The sequence below is a fragment of the Pantoea sp. Z09 genome (genome assembly GCF_022394795.1).
GTDB classification, from domain to species: Bacteria; Pseudomonadota; Gammaproteobacteria; order Enterobacterales; family Enterobacteriaceae; genus Pantoea; species Pantoea latae.
Genome location: NZ_CP092373.1, coordinates 827260 through 841988 on the forward strand (window position 1 = coordinate 827260; position 14729 = coordinate 841988).

The 14729-nt window shown below is 60.6% G+C and carries 17 protein-coding genes; 14 read left to right on the top strand and 3 right to left on the bottom strand.

The features are described 5' to 3' along the window. The first annotated feature begins 22 nt into the window (after positions 1–22). From MC269_RS03955 to rpoS, 9 genes are all read left to right on the top strand, one after another. Positions 23–343, top strand: a complete 321-nt coding sequence (locus tag MC269_RS03955) for a DUF3561 family protein (protein WP_081140951.1) — start codon at positions 23–25, stop codon at positions 341–343. A gap of 171 nt (positions 344–514) precedes the next feature. Beyond that, positions 515–829, top strand: coding sequence for a cell division protein FtsB (gene ftsB, locus MC269_RS03960; RefSeq protein WP_081140952.1), 315 nt, complete (start codon positions 515–517; stop codon positions 827–829). Positions 830–832: 3 nt separating this feature from the next. Further along, positions 833–1549, top strand: coding sequence for a 2-C-methyl-D-erythritol 4-phosphate cytidylyltransferase (ispD, locus tag MC269_RS03965; RefSeq protein ID WP_239954084.1), 717 nt, complete (start codon positions 833–835; stop codon positions 1547–1549). Further along, positions 1549–2031, top strand: coding sequence for a 2-C-methyl-D-erythritol 2,4-cyclodiphosphate synthase (gene ispF, locus MC269_RS03970; protein WP_305802685.1), 483 nt, complete (start codon positions 1549–1551; stop codon positions 2029–2031). The genes ispD and ispF overlap by 1 nt, the downstream gene beginning before the upstream one ends. Beyond that, positions 2031–3077, top strand: a complete 1047-nt coding sequence (truD, locus tag MC269_RS03975; protein WP_371824371.1) for a tRNA pseudouridine(13) synthase TruD — start codon at positions 2031–2033, stop codon at positions 3075–3077. The genes ispF and truD overlap by 1 nt, the downstream gene beginning before the upstream one ends. After that, entirely contained in the window at positions 3058–3819 is a 762-nt protein-coding gene (gene surE / locus MC269_RS03980) for a 5'/3'-nucleotidase SurE (protein ID WP_239954090.1), read from the top strand. Before truD ends, surE begins: the two co-directional genes overlap by 20 nt. Next, entirely contained in the window at positions 3813–4439 is a 627-nt protein-coding gene (locus MC269_RS03985; protein WP_081140956.1) for a protein-L-isoaspartate(D-aspartate) O-methyltransferase, read from the top strand. Before surE ends, MC269_RS03985 begins: the two co-directional genes overlap by 7 nt. Before the next feature lie 165 nt (positions 4440–4604). Further along, on the top strand, positions 4605–5696 hold the full coding sequence (nlpD, locus tag MC269_RS03990; RefSeq protein WP_239954092.1) for a murein hydrolase activator NlpD: 1092 nt from the start codon (positions 4605–4607) through the stop codon (positions 5694–5696). Positions 5697–5746: 50 nt separating this feature from the next. Next, on the top strand, positions 5747–6739 hold the full coding sequence (gene rpoS / locus MC269_RS03995) for an RNA polymerase sigma factor RpoS (RefSeq protein ID WP_048783701.1): 993 nt from the start codon (positions 5747–5749) through the stop codon (positions 6737–6739). 100 nt (positions 6740–6839) lie between these two features. On the opposite strand, the gene mutS is transcribed toward rpoS, so the two are convergent. Next, the gene (mutS, locus tag MC269_RS04000; protein ID WP_239954094.1) at positions 6840–9401 is read right to left on the bottom strand and encodes a DNA mismatch repair protein MutS; all 2562 of its coding nucleotides are present in this window, start codon (positions 9399–9401) and stop codon (positions 6840–6842) included. Between the two features lie 153 nt (positions 9402–9554). Here mutS and MC269_RS18755 point away from each other — a divergent pair, with 153 nt between their 5' ends. Then, positions 9555–9689 carry a hypothetical protein gene (locus MC269_RS18755; protein WP_256461755.1) on the top strand — a complete coding sequence of 45 codons (135 nt, stop codon included), beginning with the start codon at positions 9555–9557 and terminating at the stop codon, positions 9687–9689. A gap of 62 nt (positions 9690–9751) precedes the next feature. Here MC269_RS18755 and MC269_RS04005 read toward each other — a convergent pair whose 3' ends face one another. After that, the gene (locus MC269_RS04005) at positions 9752–10522 is read right to left on the bottom strand and encodes an A24 family peptidase (RefSeq protein WP_371824372.1); all 771 of its coding nucleotides are present in this window, start codon (positions 10520–10522) and stop codon (positions 9752–9754) included. A gap of 288 nt (positions 10523–10810) precedes the next feature. On the opposite strand from MC269_RS04005, the gene mltB reads away from it, so the two are divergent. Further along, on the top strand, positions 10811–11893 hold the full coding sequence (gene mltB / locus MC269_RS04010) for a lytic murein transglycosylase B (protein WP_081140961.1): 1083 nt from the start codon (positions 10811–10813) through the stop codon (positions 11891–11893). Between the two features lie 77 nt (positions 11894–11970). Then, entirely contained in the window at positions 11971–12309 is a 339-nt protein-coding gene (locus tag MC269_RS04015; protein ID WP_239954097.1) for a zinc ribbon domain-containing protein YjdM, read from the top strand. A gap of 15 nt (positions 12310–12324) precedes the next feature. Here MC269_RS04015 and MC269_RS04020 read toward each other — a convergent pair whose 3' ends face one another. Further along, positions 12325–13212 carry a dihydrodipicolinate synthase family protein gene (locus tag MC269_RS04020; protein ID WP_239954100.1) on the bottom strand — a complete coding sequence of 296 codons (888 nt, stop codon included), beginning with the start codon at positions 13210–13212 and terminating at the stop codon, positions 12325–12327. Positions 13213–13355: 143 nt separating this feature from the next. Here MC269_RS04020 and tam point away from each other — a divergent pair, with 143 nt between their 5' ends. Both tam and pncC read left to right on the top strand, forming a co-directional pair. Next, positions 13356–14126: a trans-aconitate 2-methyltransferase gene (gene tam / locus MC269_RS04025; protein WP_239954102.1), complete on the top strand. Its 771-nt coding sequence runs from the start codon at positions 13356–13358 to the stop codon at positions 14124–14126. Between the two features lie 108 nt (positions 14127–14234). After that, complete coding sequence (gene pncC, locus MC269_RS04030) at positions 14235–14729, top strand: nicotinamide-nucleotide amidase (RefSeq protein WP_239954104.1); 495 nt, start codon at positions 14235–14237, stop codon at positions 14727–14729.

The window sequence follows — 14729 nt, forward strand, 5'->3', positions numbered from 1 at the left end:
CCTCAGCGTCAACAGGATCTCTATGCAGAACGTTACCCCTATGCTGGCCCGCAAAGATGACACCACCCCGGACGAGCCGCGCTCGTCGCTGCCGGGCGGCATCGTCGGCTTTCTCTCTTACTGGTGCGCGCTGGCGATCCCCTTCCTGTTGTACGGCTCCAACACGCTTTTCTTCTTCCTCTATACCTGGCCCTTTTTCCTGGCGCTGCTGCCGGTGTCGGTGCTGATCGGCATCATGCTCAGCATGGCGCTGCGCGGCAATCTGCTCTGGACCACGCCCGCCACCGCCCTTGTCGTCATCTCGCTTTTCTGGCTGCTCTTCTCGTTTCTATCCGGCTGGTGACGCGCCCGGATGTGCAAACGCGTCGGCAGGTTACAAAAATTTTCCTGTCCGCCTTGTCGCCATCCTAATCAGAATTTGCGCAGACGGCCGCGAAAGCGCGCCATTTTCTCCGCTGGAGTGGAGTCCTGCATAAAGTTATGGGATGATTGAGCCGTTTTTCAGGGGGCGGGGATGGGAAAACTGACGTTACTGCTACTGGTGCTGCTTGGCTGGCTGCAATATTCGCTATGGCTGGGCAAAAACGGTATTCACGACTATACGCGCGTCAATGAAGACGTCGCGGTGCAACAGGCGAATAACGCCAAACTTAAAGCGCGTAACGATCAGCTGTTTGCCGAAATTGACGATCTCAATGGCGGCTCGGAAGCGATCGAAGAACGCGCGCGCAATGAACTGGGTATGATCAAGCCCGGTGAAACCTTCTATCGTCTGGTGCCGGATCAGAACAAACGCAACGCGCAGGCTGCGCAAAACCAACAACGATAACTCATGAACATGCACACTCTCCCTGCGGAGGTGATCGCCGTTGTGCCGGCTGCCGGTATCGGCAGCCGCATGCAGGCGACCTGTCCTAAGCAGTATCTGACCATCGGTCAGCAGACGCTTCTGGAACACAGCATTGCACGTCTGTTTTCCCATCCCGCGATTAAACAGGTCATCGTCGCCCTTAGCCCGGACGACACGCAGTTCGCGTCGCTGCCGCTGGCGCGCGATCCGCGCGTCATCAGCGTGACCGGCGGCGAGACGCGCGCGGAGTCGGTGCTGGCGGGACTACGCGCCGCGCAGGGCGCGAGCTGGGTGCTGGTGCATGACGCCGCGCGTCCCTGCCTGCACGCCGACGACCTTGCGCGCCTGCTGCAGGTGCGGGAAACCAGCCATGTCGGCGCGATTCTGGCGGCGCCGGTGCGCGACACCATGAAGCGCGGCGAGCCGGGCGTCGCCGCCGTTGCCCATACCGTCGAGCGCGACGATCTCTGGCACGCGCTGACGCCGCAGTTTTTCCCCCATCAGCTGCTGACCGCCTGCCTGACGCGCGCGCTGGCGGAAGGGGCGACCATTACCGACGAAGCCTCTGCGCTGGAATACTGCGGCTATCATCCGCTGCTGGTCAGCGGGCGCAGCGATAACATTAAAGTCACCCGGCCGGAAGATCTGGCGCTGGCGGCATTTTATTTAACCCAGATTCAGTTAAAGGAGAGCGCATGATGCGTATCGGTCACGGTTTTGACGTTCACGCTTTTGGCGGCGAAGGTCCGCTGGTGATTGGCGGCGTGCGGATCCCGTTTGAGCACGGGTTTATCGCCCATTCCGACGGCGACGTGGCGCTGCATGCGCTGACCGACGCGCTGCTGGGCGCGGTGGCGATGGGCGATATCGGCAAGCTGTTCCCCGATACCGATCCCGCCTTCAAAGGCGCCGACAGCCGCGGCCTGCTGCGCGAAGCCTGGCGGCGCATCACGGCGAAGGGCTACCGCATCGGCAACGTCGACGTCACGATCATCGCCCAGGCGCCGAAGATGCTGCCGCACGTGCCGCAGATGCGCGTCAATATCGCCGAAGATCTCGGCTGCCATATGGATCAGGTCAACGTGAAAGCGACCACCACCGAGAAGCTGGGCTTTACCGGACGCGGCGAAGGCATCGCCTGCGAAGCGGTGGCGCTGCTGCTGAAGGCGGACGCGGCATGATGCTGGAGAACCAGGCTTTTCTGCACGGCAAACCGACCGCGCGCGGCGCCATCAAAGCCAACCCGGAAGATTTCGTGGTGGTGGAAGATCTCGGTTACGGCGCCGACGGCGAGGGCGAGCATCTGCTGGTGCGCATCCGTAAAACCGGCGCCAATACTCGCTTCGTAGCAGAGGCGCTGGCGAAATTCCTCGGCGTGCATCAGCGCGATATGAGCTACGCCGGCATGAAAGACCGTCATGCGGTGACCGAGCAGACGCTCTGCTTCCGTATGCCGGGTAACGCGATGCCCGACCTGAGCGCTTTTGCGCTGGAAGGAGTCGAGATCCTTGAAGCGGTGCGGCATAAGCGCAAGCTACGCATCGGCGCGCTGGCGGGCAACGCCTTTCGCCTCGTGGTGCGTCATATCAGCGATCGCGAGGCGGTGGAGTCGCGCCTGGCGTTAATCCGCGACGCCGGCGCGCCCAACTATTTCGGCACGCAGCGCTTCGGGCGCGGCGGCAATAACCTGACCATGGCGCAGCAATGGGCACGCGGCGAAATCAGCCTGCGCGATCGCAACAAGCGCAGCCTGATCCTCTCGGCGGCGCGCAGCGCGCTGTTCAACCAGGTTACCAGTGCGCGCCTGCAGCAGCAGGGCTCGCTGACGCAGGTGATGGCGGGCGACGCGCTGCAGCTAGCCGGTCGCGGCAGCTGGTTTGTTGCTCAGGCGGATGAGCTTGAGGCGCTACAGGCGCGCGTCGACGGTCATGAGCTGCGCATTACCGCGCCGCTGCCCGGACGCGGCGAACCCGGCCCGCAGGCGGAGGCGCTCGCCTTTGAGCAGCAATCTCTGGCGGGCGCAGCAGAATTGGTTACACTGCTTGAGCGAGAGCGTGTGGATGCGGCGCGGCGCGCCATGCTGGTGGTGCCGCGCGATCTGCGCTGGAGCTGGTGGGACGACGTCACGCTGGAGATGCAGTTCTGGTTACCGGCAGGTAGCTTCGCCACCAGCGTGATTCGGGAACTTCTGCAACAGGAAGGTGACGATGCGGATATTGCTGAGTAATGATGACGGGATCCATGCGCCGGGCATTCAGACGCTGGCGAAAGCGCTGCGTCGTATCGCTGAGGTGCAGGTGGTCGCGCCCGATCGCAATCGCAGCGGCGCCTCTAACTCGCTGACGCTGGAGACGCCGCTTCGCACCTTTACTCATGAAAATGGCGATATTGCGGTGCAGATGGGCACGCCGACCGACTGCGTCTACCTCGGCGTTAACGCGCTGATGCAGCCGCGCCCCGACATTGTGGTCTCCGGCATTAACGCCGGCCCCAATCTGGGGGACGACGTGATCTACTCCGGCACGGTGGCCGCAGCGATGGAAGGGCGTCACCTCGGCCTGCCCGCGCTGGCGGTGTCGCTCAACGGCCAGCAGCACTACGAAACGGCGGCGGCGGTTACCTGCGCGCTGCTACAGGCACTGACGCGCGAGCCGCTGCGCACCGGACGCATTCTCAATATCAACGTGCCGGATCTGCCGCTGGAGGAGATCAAAGGCATCCGCGTGACGCGCTGCGGCAGCCGTCATCCCGCCGATCAGGTGATCGCCCAGCAGGATCCGCGCGGCAATACCCTTTACTGGATTGGTCCGCCAGGCGAAAAATTCGACGCCGGTCCCGATACCGACTTCGCCGCTGTGGATCAGGGCTACGTCTCCGTGACCGCTTTGCACGTCGACCTGACCGCCCACGGCGCGCAGGAGGTGCTGATTGACTGGCTGGCGAAATCGGAGGTCGATCTCGTATGGTGAACCGGCGTATCGAAGCGCTGCTGGAGCAGCTGCGCCAGCAGGGCATCCACGATGAGATCCTGTTAAAGGCCATTGCGGAGGTGCCGCGCGAGCGTTTTATCGATGAAGCCTTCGAGCATAAAGCCTGGGACAACGTGGCGCTGCCTATCGGTTCCGGCCAGACCATTTCCCAGCCCTATATGGTGGCGCGCATGACCGCGCTGCTGGCGCTGCAACCCCATTCGCGCGTGCTGGAGATTGGCACCGGTTCCGGCTATCAGACCGCTATTCTGGCGCACCTGGTGGACCACGTTTACTCGGTCGAACGCATCAAGGGTCTGCAGTGGCAGGCGAAACGCCGCCTTAAACAGCTCGATCTGCATAATGTGTCGACGCGCCACGGCGACGGCTGGCAGGGCTGGCCCGCGCGCGGCCCCTTCGACGCTATCATTGTCACCGCCGCCCCGCCGGAAATTCCGACTGCGCTGATTGCGCAGCTCGATGAAGGCGGCATTATGGTGCTGCCGGTGGGAGAGGATCAGCAGGTGCTGAAGCGCCTGCGCCGTCAGGGTGGCGACATTGTGGAAGAAACTATTGAGCCGGTGCGCTTTGTGCCGCTGGTTCAGGGCGACCTGGCCTGAGATTTACCCTACGTATTTCTTCACAACTGTTTCATAGCACCATCCTTTTGATCTTGTTACTATCCATTTTCATGCGTCTTACGCAGGTTTTATTACGCCTCACAGAGCGTTGTGCTGGTGTGTAAGCAAAACAGCATTATTCAGGTTTGCCATCACGGGGGAACAATGAGCACGGGAAGCCCAATATTTCAGTTACGCCGCCTGGCGGCGCTTTCTCTGGTTGGATTTTGGCTGGCAGGCTGTAGTTCAGGCGACAACACACAAGCACCCATTAGCCAGGTTGGAGATAACGGCGGCAGCGGCGGCATGCTAAGCGCATCTGGCGGCGTTCCTTCTACACCACGTCAAAACGGAATGGTTAACAACACTGTACCTTCGGCGCCGAGCGGCGGCGCAATGGTAAGCGGCAATGATAATGTGCAGACGCAAAACGGGCGTATTGTGTACAATCGCAGTTATCAGAATATTCCGAAAGGTAGCTACGCCGGCGAGACTTATACCGTAAAACGCGGCGACACCCTGTTCTACATCGCCTGGATTACCGGCAACGATTTCCGCGATCTGGCTCAGCGCAACAACGTCCCGGCCCCGTACGGCCTGAATGTCGGCCAGACGCTGCAGGTTGGCAACGGCTCAGGCCAGCCGATTACCGGCGGCAATGCCATCACCGCAGCGGACGCAACGCAGGGCGGCGTCCCGACCGCGCCGCAAATTAAACCAGCGCCTGTTGCACAGCAACCAGTTATTACGTATTCTGATGATTCGGGTAACTCGTCTGGTAGCAAAATGTTGCCGTCGAGAGGGACAAATGTTGCAACGACAACAGCGCCCCCCGTGGTTGCCGCACCGCCTACGGTTAGCAGTACAACGAACAGTTCGACGCCGGTTGGAAGCTGGCGTTGGCCGACCGATGGGAAGATTATCGATAACTTCTCCGCCTCTGAAGGGGGGAACAAAGGAATCGATATCGCTGGTTCGCGTGGACAACCTGTCGTCGCTACCGCATCAGGAAGGGTAGTGTATGCAGGTAACGCGCTCCGGGGTTACGGCAACCTGATCATCATTAAGCACAATGATGATTATCTGAGTGCCTACGCCCACAACGATACAATGCTGGTCCGGGAACAACAGGAAGTTAAGGCGGGGCAAAAGATCGCTACCATGGGTAGCACCGGAACCAGTTCAGTTAGATTACATTTTGAAATTCGTTACAAGGGGAAATCCGTAAACCCGTTGCGTTATTTGCCGCAGCGATAAACCGGCAGAACCCTGCTGTTCTGCCCTGGGATCACGGGTAGGAGCCGCTTATGAGCCAGAATACGCTGAAAGTAAACGAGTTACATGAAGATGCGGAATTCGAGGAGAACGGAGCTGAGGTTTTTGATGAGAAGGCTCTTGTTGAAAACGAACCCAGTGATAACGACGTAGCGGAAGAAGAGTTGTTGTCACAGGGTGCGACGCAGCGCGTTTTGGATGCGACGCAGCTCTATCTCGGGGAGATTGGCTATTCCCCGCTGTTAACGGCAGAGGAAGAAGTGTTCTTCGCTCGCCGTGCATTACGAGGCGATATCCCTTCTCGTCGCCGCATGATTGAAAGTAACTTACGACTGGTGGTGAAGATTGCCCGCCGCTACAGCAATCGTGGTCTTGCACTGCTTGACCTGATTGAAGAGGGTAATCTCGGCTTGATCCGCGCCGTGGAGAAATTTGACCCAGAACGTGGGTTCCGTTTCTCAACGTACGCCACCTGGTGGATTCGTCAGACGATTGAACGGGCGATCATGAATCAAACCCGTACCATCCGCCTGCCGATTCACATTGTTAAAGAGCTGAACGTTTATCTGCGCACCGCGCGTGAACTTTCCCACAAGCTCGATCATGAGCCAAGTGCGGAAGAGATTGCGGAGCAGCTGGATAAACCCGTTGACGATGTCAGCCGTATGCTGCGTCTCAACGAGCGCATCACCTCGGTTGATACGCCGCTGGGCGGTGATTCCGAAAAAGCGCTGCTGGATATTCTGGCCGACGAGAAAGACAACGGTCCGGAAGATACCACGCAGGATGACGATATGAAGCAGAGTATCGTTAAGTGGCTGTTCGAACTGAACGCCAAGCAGCGCGAAGTGCTGGCGCGTCGTTTCGGCCTGTTAGGCTATGAAGCGGCAACGCTTGAGGATGTGGGCCGCGAAATCGGTCTGACCCGCGAGCGTGTACGTCAGATTCAGGTTGAAGGCCTGCGTCGTCTGCGCGAAATTCTGCAGGCGCAGGGTCTCAACATTGAAGCACTGTTTCGTGAGTAATTAACAAGGTTGTAAGTACGAAAAAGCGGTGGCTGATGCCACCGCTTTTTTTTTGTGCGCTGCGCAGGCAGGGGAGAGAGATTGCCTGCCTGCGCCTGCATTACACCAGCGACTTAAGCCGGTAGATCCACTCCAGCGCCTGACGCGGCGTCAGGGTGTCGGGATCCAGCGCTTCAAGCGCCTCCACGGCTGGCGAGGTTTCCTCCACCAGCAGCGGCAGCTGCGAGCCGTCAATGGTCGAGGTGGCGGAGCTATTCGACAGCGTCTCCAGCTCTTTAAGCTTGTTGCGCGCGCGCTTGATCACCTCTTTCGGCACGCCCGCCAGCGCCGCGACCGCCAGGCCATAGCTTTTGCTGGCGGCGCCTTCCTGCACGCTGTGCATAAAGGCGATGGTGTCGCCATGCTCTACGGCGTCGAGATGGACGTTAAAGACGCCTTCCATTTTTTCCGGCAGCGTCGTCAGCTCAAAGTAGTGGGTGGCAAACAGCGTCATCGCCTTGATGCGGTTGGCCAGGCTCTCTGCGCAGGCCCACGCCAGCGACAGGCCGTCATAGGTTGAGGTGCCGCGTCCAATCTCATCCATCAGCACCAGGCTGTGCTCGGTGGCGTTGTGCAGGATATTGGCGGTTTCCGTCATCTCTACCATAAAGGTCGAGCGGCCCGACGCCAGATCGTCCGCCGCGCCGATACGGGTAAAAATGCGATCCAGCGGGCCGGTTATCGCCTCTTCCGCCGGCACAAAGCTGCCGATCCAGGTCATCAGCGCAATCAGCGCCGCCTGACGCATATAGGTGCTCTTACCGCCCATATTGGGACCGGTGATGATCAACATGCGGCGCTGTGGCGCCAGCGACAGCGGGTTGGCGATAAACGGCTCTTTCAGCACCTGCTCCACCACTGGGTGACGGCCGCCGGTGATTTTGATGCCGGGTTTCTCCTGCAACGTCGGGCGGCAATAGTTCAGCGTCCAGGCGCGTTCCGCCAGGTTGCTCAGCACGTCCAGCTCGGCGAGCGCGGCGGCGCTAAGCTGCAGCGCCTCCAGGTGTGGCAGCAGCTGATCGAACAGCGCCTCATAAAGCCCTTTCTCCAGCGCCAGCGCCTTGCCTTTCGAGGTCAGCACCTTATCCTCGTACTCTTTGAGTTCGGGAATAATGTAGCGCTCGGCGTTTTTCAGCGTCTGGCGGCGCACGTAGTGAATCGGCACATGGTCGCTCTGACCGCGGCTGACCTGAATGTAGTAACCGTGCACGGCGTTAAAGCCAACCCGGAGCGTATCAAGGCCGAGCTTTTCGCGTTCGCGGATCTCCAGCCGGTCGAGATAGTCGCTGGCGCCGTCCGCCAGCGCGCGCCACTCGTCAAGCTCCGCGTTAAAGCCCGGCGCGATAACGCCGCCGTCACGGATCAGCACCGGCGGCGTCTCAATAATCGCCGCCTCGAGCAGTTCGCGCAGTTCGGTGAACTCGCCCATGCGCTCACGCAGCGCGATCAGTGCCGTGGACCTGACGTCGGCCAGCAAGGCGTTCAGCTCCGGCAGCTGCTGAAAAGCGTGGCGCATGCGAGCCAAATCGCGCGGACGTGCCGTGCGCAGCGCCAGACGCGCCAGAATACGCTCCAGATCGCCCACCTGACGCAGCACCGGCTGCAGCGTATCGCTGAGTGGCTGAAGTTCGGCGATGGCGTCCTGCCGCTGATTAATCACCTGCGCGTCGCGCAGCGGCATATGCAGCCAGCGCTTCAGCATGCGGCTGCCCATCGGCGTCACGGTGCGATCCAGCACCGCCGCCAGCGTGTTCTCCGTGCCGCCGGCGAGGTTCTGGGTGATCTCCAGATTACGACGGGTGGCGGCATCCATAATGATGCTGTCCTGCTGACGATCCATGCTGAGCGAGCGGATATGCGGCAGGCTGGTGCGCTGGGTATCTTTGACATACTGCAGCAGACAGCCCGCAGCGCGCAGCGCCTGATGCGCCTGCTCAACGCCGAATCCGTTGAGATCGCGCGTGCCGAACTGCAGGTTCAGCTGCTGGCGCGCGGTTTCGATCTCAAACTCCCACAGCGGACGACGGCGCAGGCCGCGACGCTGTTCAATCAGCGACATCGCCTGCAAATCTTCCGGATAGAGTAGTTCAGCCGGGTTAGTGCGCTGCAGTTCGGCGGCCATGGTTTCGGCGTCCGCCGGCTCGCTCAGGCGAAAACGGCCGGAGCTGATATCGAGCGTGGCGTAGCCGAACCCCTGCGGGCTCTGCACGATAGCGGCCAGCAGGTTATCGTGACGCTCCTGCAGCAGCGCTTCGTCGCTGATGGTGCCCGGCGTGACGATGCGCACCACTTTGCGCTCCACCGGCCCTTTGCTCAGCGCCGGATCGCCGATCTGTTCGCAGATCGCCACCGACTCGCCCAGCTGCACCAGTTTCGCCAGATAGCTCTCAACCGCATGATAGGGAACGCCCGCCATCGGAATCGGTTCTCCCGCCGACGCGCCGCGTTTGGTGAGCGAGATTTCCAGCAGCTGCGAGGCGCGTTTCGCGTCGTCATAGAACAGCTCGTAAAAATCGCCCATGCGGTAAAACAGCAGGATGTCAGGGTGTTCCGCCTTCAGGCGCAGATATTGCTGCATCATGGGCGTATGAGCGGTGATGTCCTTATCGACTGATTTGTTCATAAATAGTTAGCTCTTAAATCATTCGGTTATGGGGCAAGCCTTGCATCGGACTGCGCGTTCTGGCGGTTTAAAACAGGCAAACTCATGCTGAAAGCGAGCATGCCTGGGATAAGGCGGCTCAGGCTGTGAGATAAACAGCGTCTGGCGGCCATTATGAAAAGTTGCCTCCTGAACATCAAGGCTGCCGCCTGGCTGAGCCGTCCGAATCCGATCTCGTCCGCCATCGGCGACGGGCGAAAACGTGTGATATCGGGCGTGACGTTAGCAGGCCACGGCATAAAAGCCTAACGGAATCCGGTCTGAACGCCAGGCAGTGCGAGGCGCAACGCAAAACGCGGCTGGTCGGGGCGTTACTTCAGGTCGCAGAGCAGCAGCGCTTCGCCCGCCAGCGCGAGGCAGGGTCCGAAAGGCAAGGGCAGATGCAGCACGCGCTTGTATAACAGGCGCGCCAGCAGCGCGGCGAGCAAACCGGCGCTGGCGGCGATCAGCAGCAGCAGCGGGAGCCGCTGCCAGCCCAGCCAGCCGCCGAGCGCCGCCAGCAGTTTGGCGTCGCCGCCGCCCAGCCCGTTGCGATGGCGACAGCAACGCCAGGTCCAGGCCAGCAGACGGAACAGCAGATAACCGCTGGCCGCGCCGAGAATCGCCTCTGCCGGGCGGCTCTGCGGCAGAAGATCCAGCGCCTGAAACAGCAGGCCAAGCCAGAGCAGCGGCAGGGTAAGCGCATCGGGCAGCAGCTGACTACGCAGATCGATCAGTGACAGCGCCAGCAGAAAACCGCTCATCATCAGCGCCGCCGGCAGCGCGCGCCACGGCAGCCAAAGGGCAAGCAGCAGGCTTATCAATAGAGCGGCCAGTTCGGTGGCGGGATAATGCCATGAAACGGGCCGACGGCAGTTGCGGCAGCGGCCACGCAGCCTCAGCCAGCCAAGCAGGGGAATAAGGTCGGCGGCGCGCACGGGCGTTTTACAGCGCGGGCAATGGGAGCGAGGCTGCAGCAGCGAGAAACCCGGCTGCGGCCGCAGCAGCATGCGCGGCAGGCGGTAGACAACGACACTGATAAAGCTGCCGACGCAGAGCGCCAGCACGCTCAGCAGCAGCCAGCAAAGCAGATCATCGCGTATCGGTTCGCCTCCTCTTATCCTGTGCCGGGCCTGAGCGGCCTGCGCAAACGCCACGGTCTGAAGAGACTTTATCGCTGCTGTTGCTGTTATCCAGATGCACTTTCTGCTTTCGTGCGAGATTGCGTCATGCGCCGCAGCTTACCTGTTAAAACGCACGGCTTTTTACAAACATTTACCGGACAGCCTCTCAGCTATTTTGCGGCGCTATTTTTGCGTTTCGCCCTGTCCATTCCGGGAGTGAGTGTTTACCATAAATCGTTACCTTCACTGCATGCTTATGGATATCAAATGCGTTTTAAGATCACCTTACTTCCGCTTATCGCCCTACTTGCCGCCTGCAGCAGTAAACCTGAATCCGCGCCGCAGGCCGCTACCCTGGCCGCGCCGAAAGGGGGCTTTCTGCTTGAACAGTCCCACGCCGTGCAGCCGGTGCTCGGTGATTTTGCCGGTAACCCGGCCGCCGAGCAGTTTATCGATCAGATGGTGGAGAAGCACGGCTTCGACCGCCAGCAGCTGCATGCCGTTATCGGCCAGGCGAAACGGCTGGACTACGTGCTGCGCCTGATGGATCGTCAGGCGCCCGCCTACACGCCGCCTGCCGGGCCTAACGGCGCCTGGCTGCGCTATCGCAAGCAGTTCATTACGCCGGACAACGTGCAAAACGGCGTCGCCTTCTGGAACCAGTATCAGGATGCGTTAGCGCGCGCGCAGCAGGTCTACGGCGTGCCGCCGGAAATTATCGTCGGCATTATCGGCGTAGAGACGCGCTGGGGCCGCGTCATGGGGAAAACGCGCATCCTTGATGCGCTTGCCACGCTGTCGTTTAACTATCCGCGTCGCGCCAGCTACTTCAGCAGCGAGCTGGAAACCTTCCTGCTGATGGCACGCAATGAACAGGACGATCCGCTGGATCTGAAGGGATCGTTCGCCGGTGCGATGGGCTACGGCCAGTTTATGCCTTCCTCTTATCAGCAGTATGCGGTCGATTTCAACGGCGACGGCCATGTCAATCTGTGGGATCCGGTGGACGCCATCGGCAGCGTTGCGCACTACTTCAAAGAGCACGGCTGGCGTAGTGGAGAGGGCGTCGCCGTGCCCGCCAGCGGCCAGGCGCCGCTGCTGGAAAACGGTTTCAAAACCAGCTATACGCCGCAGATGCTGGCCGCCTCCGGCCTCTCGCCGCAGGGCTCGCTGGACGGCAATAATCAGGTCAGCCTGCTGCGTCTGGATATGGGCACCAGCTATCAATACTGGTACGGGCTGCCTAACTTCTACGTCATCACCCGCTACAACCACAGCACGCACTATGCGATGGCGGTGTGGCAGCTGGGCGAGGCGGTGAGCAAGGCGCGCAGCGGCGCGATGTTCTGACGGTTGCCCTTATCAATAGTGCGGGTATATGATGGCGCCCCTCTGGCGTCATCATATCTGTTGTTTCAGGAGCTGTTATGCAATCACTTCCCGCATGTCCCCTTTGTCAGGCTGATTACAGCTGGCAGGATGGCGACAATCTTAACTGTCCCGCCTGCGGTCATATCTGGTCGCTGAGCGAGAGCGAAAACGCACCGGATCGGCTGGTGGTGCGCGACGCCAACGGCAATCTGCTGGAAGATGGCGATACGGTGACCGTGATTAAGGATCTCAAGGTGAAGGGCAGTTCCTCCTCCCTTAAGATCGGCACGCGCGTGAAAGGGATCCGCCTGGTGGAAGGGGATCACAATATCGACTGCAAAATTGATGGCTTCGGCCCAATGAAGCTGAAGTCGGAGTTCGTTAAGCGCGGATAACCCGCAGGCGGCTGGCTACTCAAACAGCTGGTCAAGCGCCTGGCACTGCTCAGCATTGAGCGCGCCGCCAACGTTACGCGACCGGCTGCTCATCGAGTCGAAACGACGCGACACCGCGGTTTTAATGGTGGTGACGAAATCCTCACCGATGGCGTAAATCGCCATCATCCTGCCGATGCGCTGCTGAATGCGCGCCAGCGCCGCCAGATCCTGCTCGCGCCACGCCTGCATCGCCGCCGCGAACAGCTCTGGTACAATATTGTTCAGCCCTGAAATCACGCCCGCGCCGCCCGCCAGCAGGTTTGGCACCAGATATTCGTCATAGCCGGAAAGCACGGCAAAATCATCGCGTACCTTTTTGGTCTCTTCGATCAGCGCGCGGTTGTGCGACAAACAATCCACCGTATCTTTAATGCCGATAAAACCAGGGAGTTCGGCCGCCAGCTCGCTGACCAGCGCTGGGGTTAAATCGCAGCCGGTGCGCGCCGGAAAGTTGTAGGCGAACCACTTGCCACCGATCTGCTTATCCAGCTCGCGAAAGTAGCTGAGCAGCTGGCGCGGCGTCTGGCCGTAGTAATAGGGTGGCAGCACCATCACCGCGTCAAAGCCGCTGTGCCAGGCTGCCTCGGCCAGCGCCAGCATGTCCGGCACGCAGGTGCTGGATATATTGGCGACCATACTCAGCGGCGAAAGCTGGCGCGACTCGCGAATAAGCAGCAGTCGCTCCTGCTGCGTCAGCGAGGCAAATTCGCCAATGCTGCCCATCAGCAGTAAGGTATCAATGCCTGAAGCGTTTAATCGGGCGAAGTGGCGACCCAGCGCCTCGATGTCTGGCTGCCCTTGTTGCGTAAAAGGCGTAACGGACGGGCACCACACGCCGGAAAATGCGGGTTGCGAAATCATAAACGCTCCTGAACCTGGAAAATGAAACACCGTTTTAACCTAATGCGCAGCGCGACCGCATGCCACTACAGCGTGCGGAATTGAGCAGCGCATCGCATTTTTCCCTTCCAGGCAGGCTTTCTGACTTACGCGAGAGGTTAACGATGCAGGACTGGAATCCCCAGCTCTATCGGCAGTTTGAAGCGGAAAGAACCCGGCCCGCGTACGAGCTGCTGACGCGCATACCCGTTACAGACGTGCGTTTCGCCACGGATCTCGGCTGCGGTCCCGGCAACAGCACTGAACTGCTGGCGCACGCCTGGCCCGCCGCGCACATCGTCGGGCTGGACAGCTCTGAGGCGATGCTGGCGCAGGCGCGGGAACGGCTGCCGCGCTGCGCTTTCCTTCACGAAGATATTCGCCGCTGGCGCGCCACCGAGCCGCAGCAGGTGATTTACGCCAACGCTTCGCTGCAGTGGCTGGATCGGCACGACACTTTGTTGCCGTATCTGGCGAGCCAGCTCGACAGCGGCGGCGCGCTGGCGATACAGATGCCGGACAACCTGCAGGAGCCTTCGCATCGCCTGATGCGCGACATTGCGGCGTGCGATCCCTGGCGGCAGCGCACTGGTGACGTCGAGCGTAAAAACCTGCTGAGCGGCGAGCACTATTACGACCTGCTGTCGCAGGCGGGCTGCGAGGTAGATATCTGGCGCACCACCTATTATCACGTTATGGCCGACGCGCAGGCGATTGTCGACTGGCTAAAAGCGACCGGGCTGCGGCCGTTTCTCAACGCGCTGGAGCCCGACGAGCAGCCGCGCTTTCTGGAGCAATATCATCAGGCGCTGCAGCAGGCCTATCCGCTGCGCGCCGACGGTCGCGTTTTGCTGGCGTTCCCGCGTCTTTTTATCGTGGCAGTGAAAAAGCGCTGAGCATTATTCGAGAGGCGACGCAAAGCGGGCAGACAATACAGAGAGTGGGTTGAAAATGTCTCGTCTCTGCACCATGTTCTTATCTCTGAGCAGAAAGGAAATGATGCCATGAACGATCAGGAACTACAGCGTTTAAGCGCGGCCATCGGCGAACGTCTGAAGGAGCAAGGTGCCACGGTGAGCTGTGCCGAATCCTGTACGGGCGGCTGGATCGCCAAGGTATTTACCGATATTAGCGGCAGCTCCGCCTGGTTTGAGCGCGGCTTTGTGACCTACAGCAATAGCGCCAAGCAGGAGCTGGTGGGGGTCTCAGCGGCTTCGCTTGCGCAGTATGGCGCGGTGAGCGAGGCTGTAGTGCGTGAGATGGCGCAGGGCGCTCAGCAGGCCGCTCAGGCGGACTATGCGGTGTCGGTCAGCGGCATCGCCGGACCGGACGGCGGCAGCGCGGAAAAACCAGTCGGCACCGTGTGGTTTGGCTTCGCGGCGCCAGAGGGCGTGGTCGTTGCGAAACGCCAGCAATTTCAAGGGGATCGCGAAGCGGTTCGCCGCCAGTCCGTGGCCTTCGCACTGCAGACGTTACAGCGCGATTTTTTGGCAAATTAA

What these genes read in the sequence shown, in the direction of transcription:
- truD (WP_371824371.1), top strand. Translation starts at nt 2,031, where the DNA reads ATGCTGGAGAACCAGGCTTTTCTGCACGGCAAACCGACCGCGCGCGGC.
- tam (WP_239954102.1), top strand. Translation starts at nt 13,356, where the DNA reads ATGCAGGACTGGAATCCCCAGCTCTATCGGCAGTTTGAAGCGGAAAGA.
- nlpD (WP_239954092.1), top strand. Translation starts at nt 4,605, where the DNA reads ATGAGCACGGGAAGCCCAATATTTCAGTTACGCCGCCTGGCGGCGCTT.
- MC269_RS03985 (WP_081140956.1), top strand. Translation starts at nt 3,813, where the DNA reads ATGGTGAACCGGCGTATCGAAGCGCTGCTGGAGCAGCTGCGCCAGCAG.
- mltB (WP_081140961.1), top strand. Translation starts at nt 10,811, where the DNA reads ATGCGTTTTAAGATCACCTTACTTCCGCTTATCGCCCTACTTGCCGCC.
- MC269_RS04020 (WP_239954100.1), bottom strand. Translation starts at nt 13,212, where the DNA reads ATGATTTCGCAACCCGCATTTTCCGGCGTGTGGTGCCCGTCCGTTACG.
- ftsB (WP_081140952.1), top strand. Translation starts at nt 515, where the DNA reads ATGGGAAAACTGACGTTACTGCTACTGGTGCTGCTTGGCTGGCTGCAA.
- surE (WP_239954090.1), top strand. Translation starts at nt 3,058, where the DNA reads ATGCGGATATTGCTGAGTAATGATGACGGGATCCATGCGCCGGGCATT.
- MC269_RS04015 (WP_239954097.1), top strand. Translation starts at nt 11,971, where the DNA reads ATGCAATCACTTCCCGCATGTCCCCTTTGTCAGGCTGATTACAGCTGG.
- MC269_RS18755 (WP_256461755.1), top strand. Translation starts at nt 9,555, where the DNA reads ATGAAAAGTTGCCTCCTGAACATCAAGGCTGCCGCCTGGCTGAGCCGT.
- ispD (WP_239954084.1), top strand. Translation starts at nt 833, where the DNA reads ATGAACATGCACACTCTCCCTGCGGAGGTGATCGCCGTTGTGCCGGCT.
- ispF (WP_305802685.1), top strand. Translation starts at nt 1,549, where the DNA reads ATGCGTATCGGTCACGGTTTTGACGTTCACGCTTTTGGCGGCGAAGGT.
- rpoS (WP_048783701.1), top strand. Translation starts at nt 5,747, where the DNA reads ATGAGCCAGAATACGCTGAAAGTAAACGAGTTACATGAAGATGCGGAA.
- pncC (WP_239954104.1), top strand. Translation starts at nt 14,235, where the DNA reads ATGAACGATCAGGAACTACAGCGTTTAAGCGCGGCCATCGGCGAACGT.
- mutS (WP_239954094.1), bottom strand. Translation starts at nt 9,401, where the DNA reads ATGAACAAATCAGTCGATAAGGACATCACCGCTCATACGCCCATGATG.
- MC269_RS03955 (WP_081140951.1), top strand. Translation starts at nt 23, where the DNA reads ATGCAGAACGTTACCCCTATGCTGGCCCGCAAAGATGACACCACCCCG.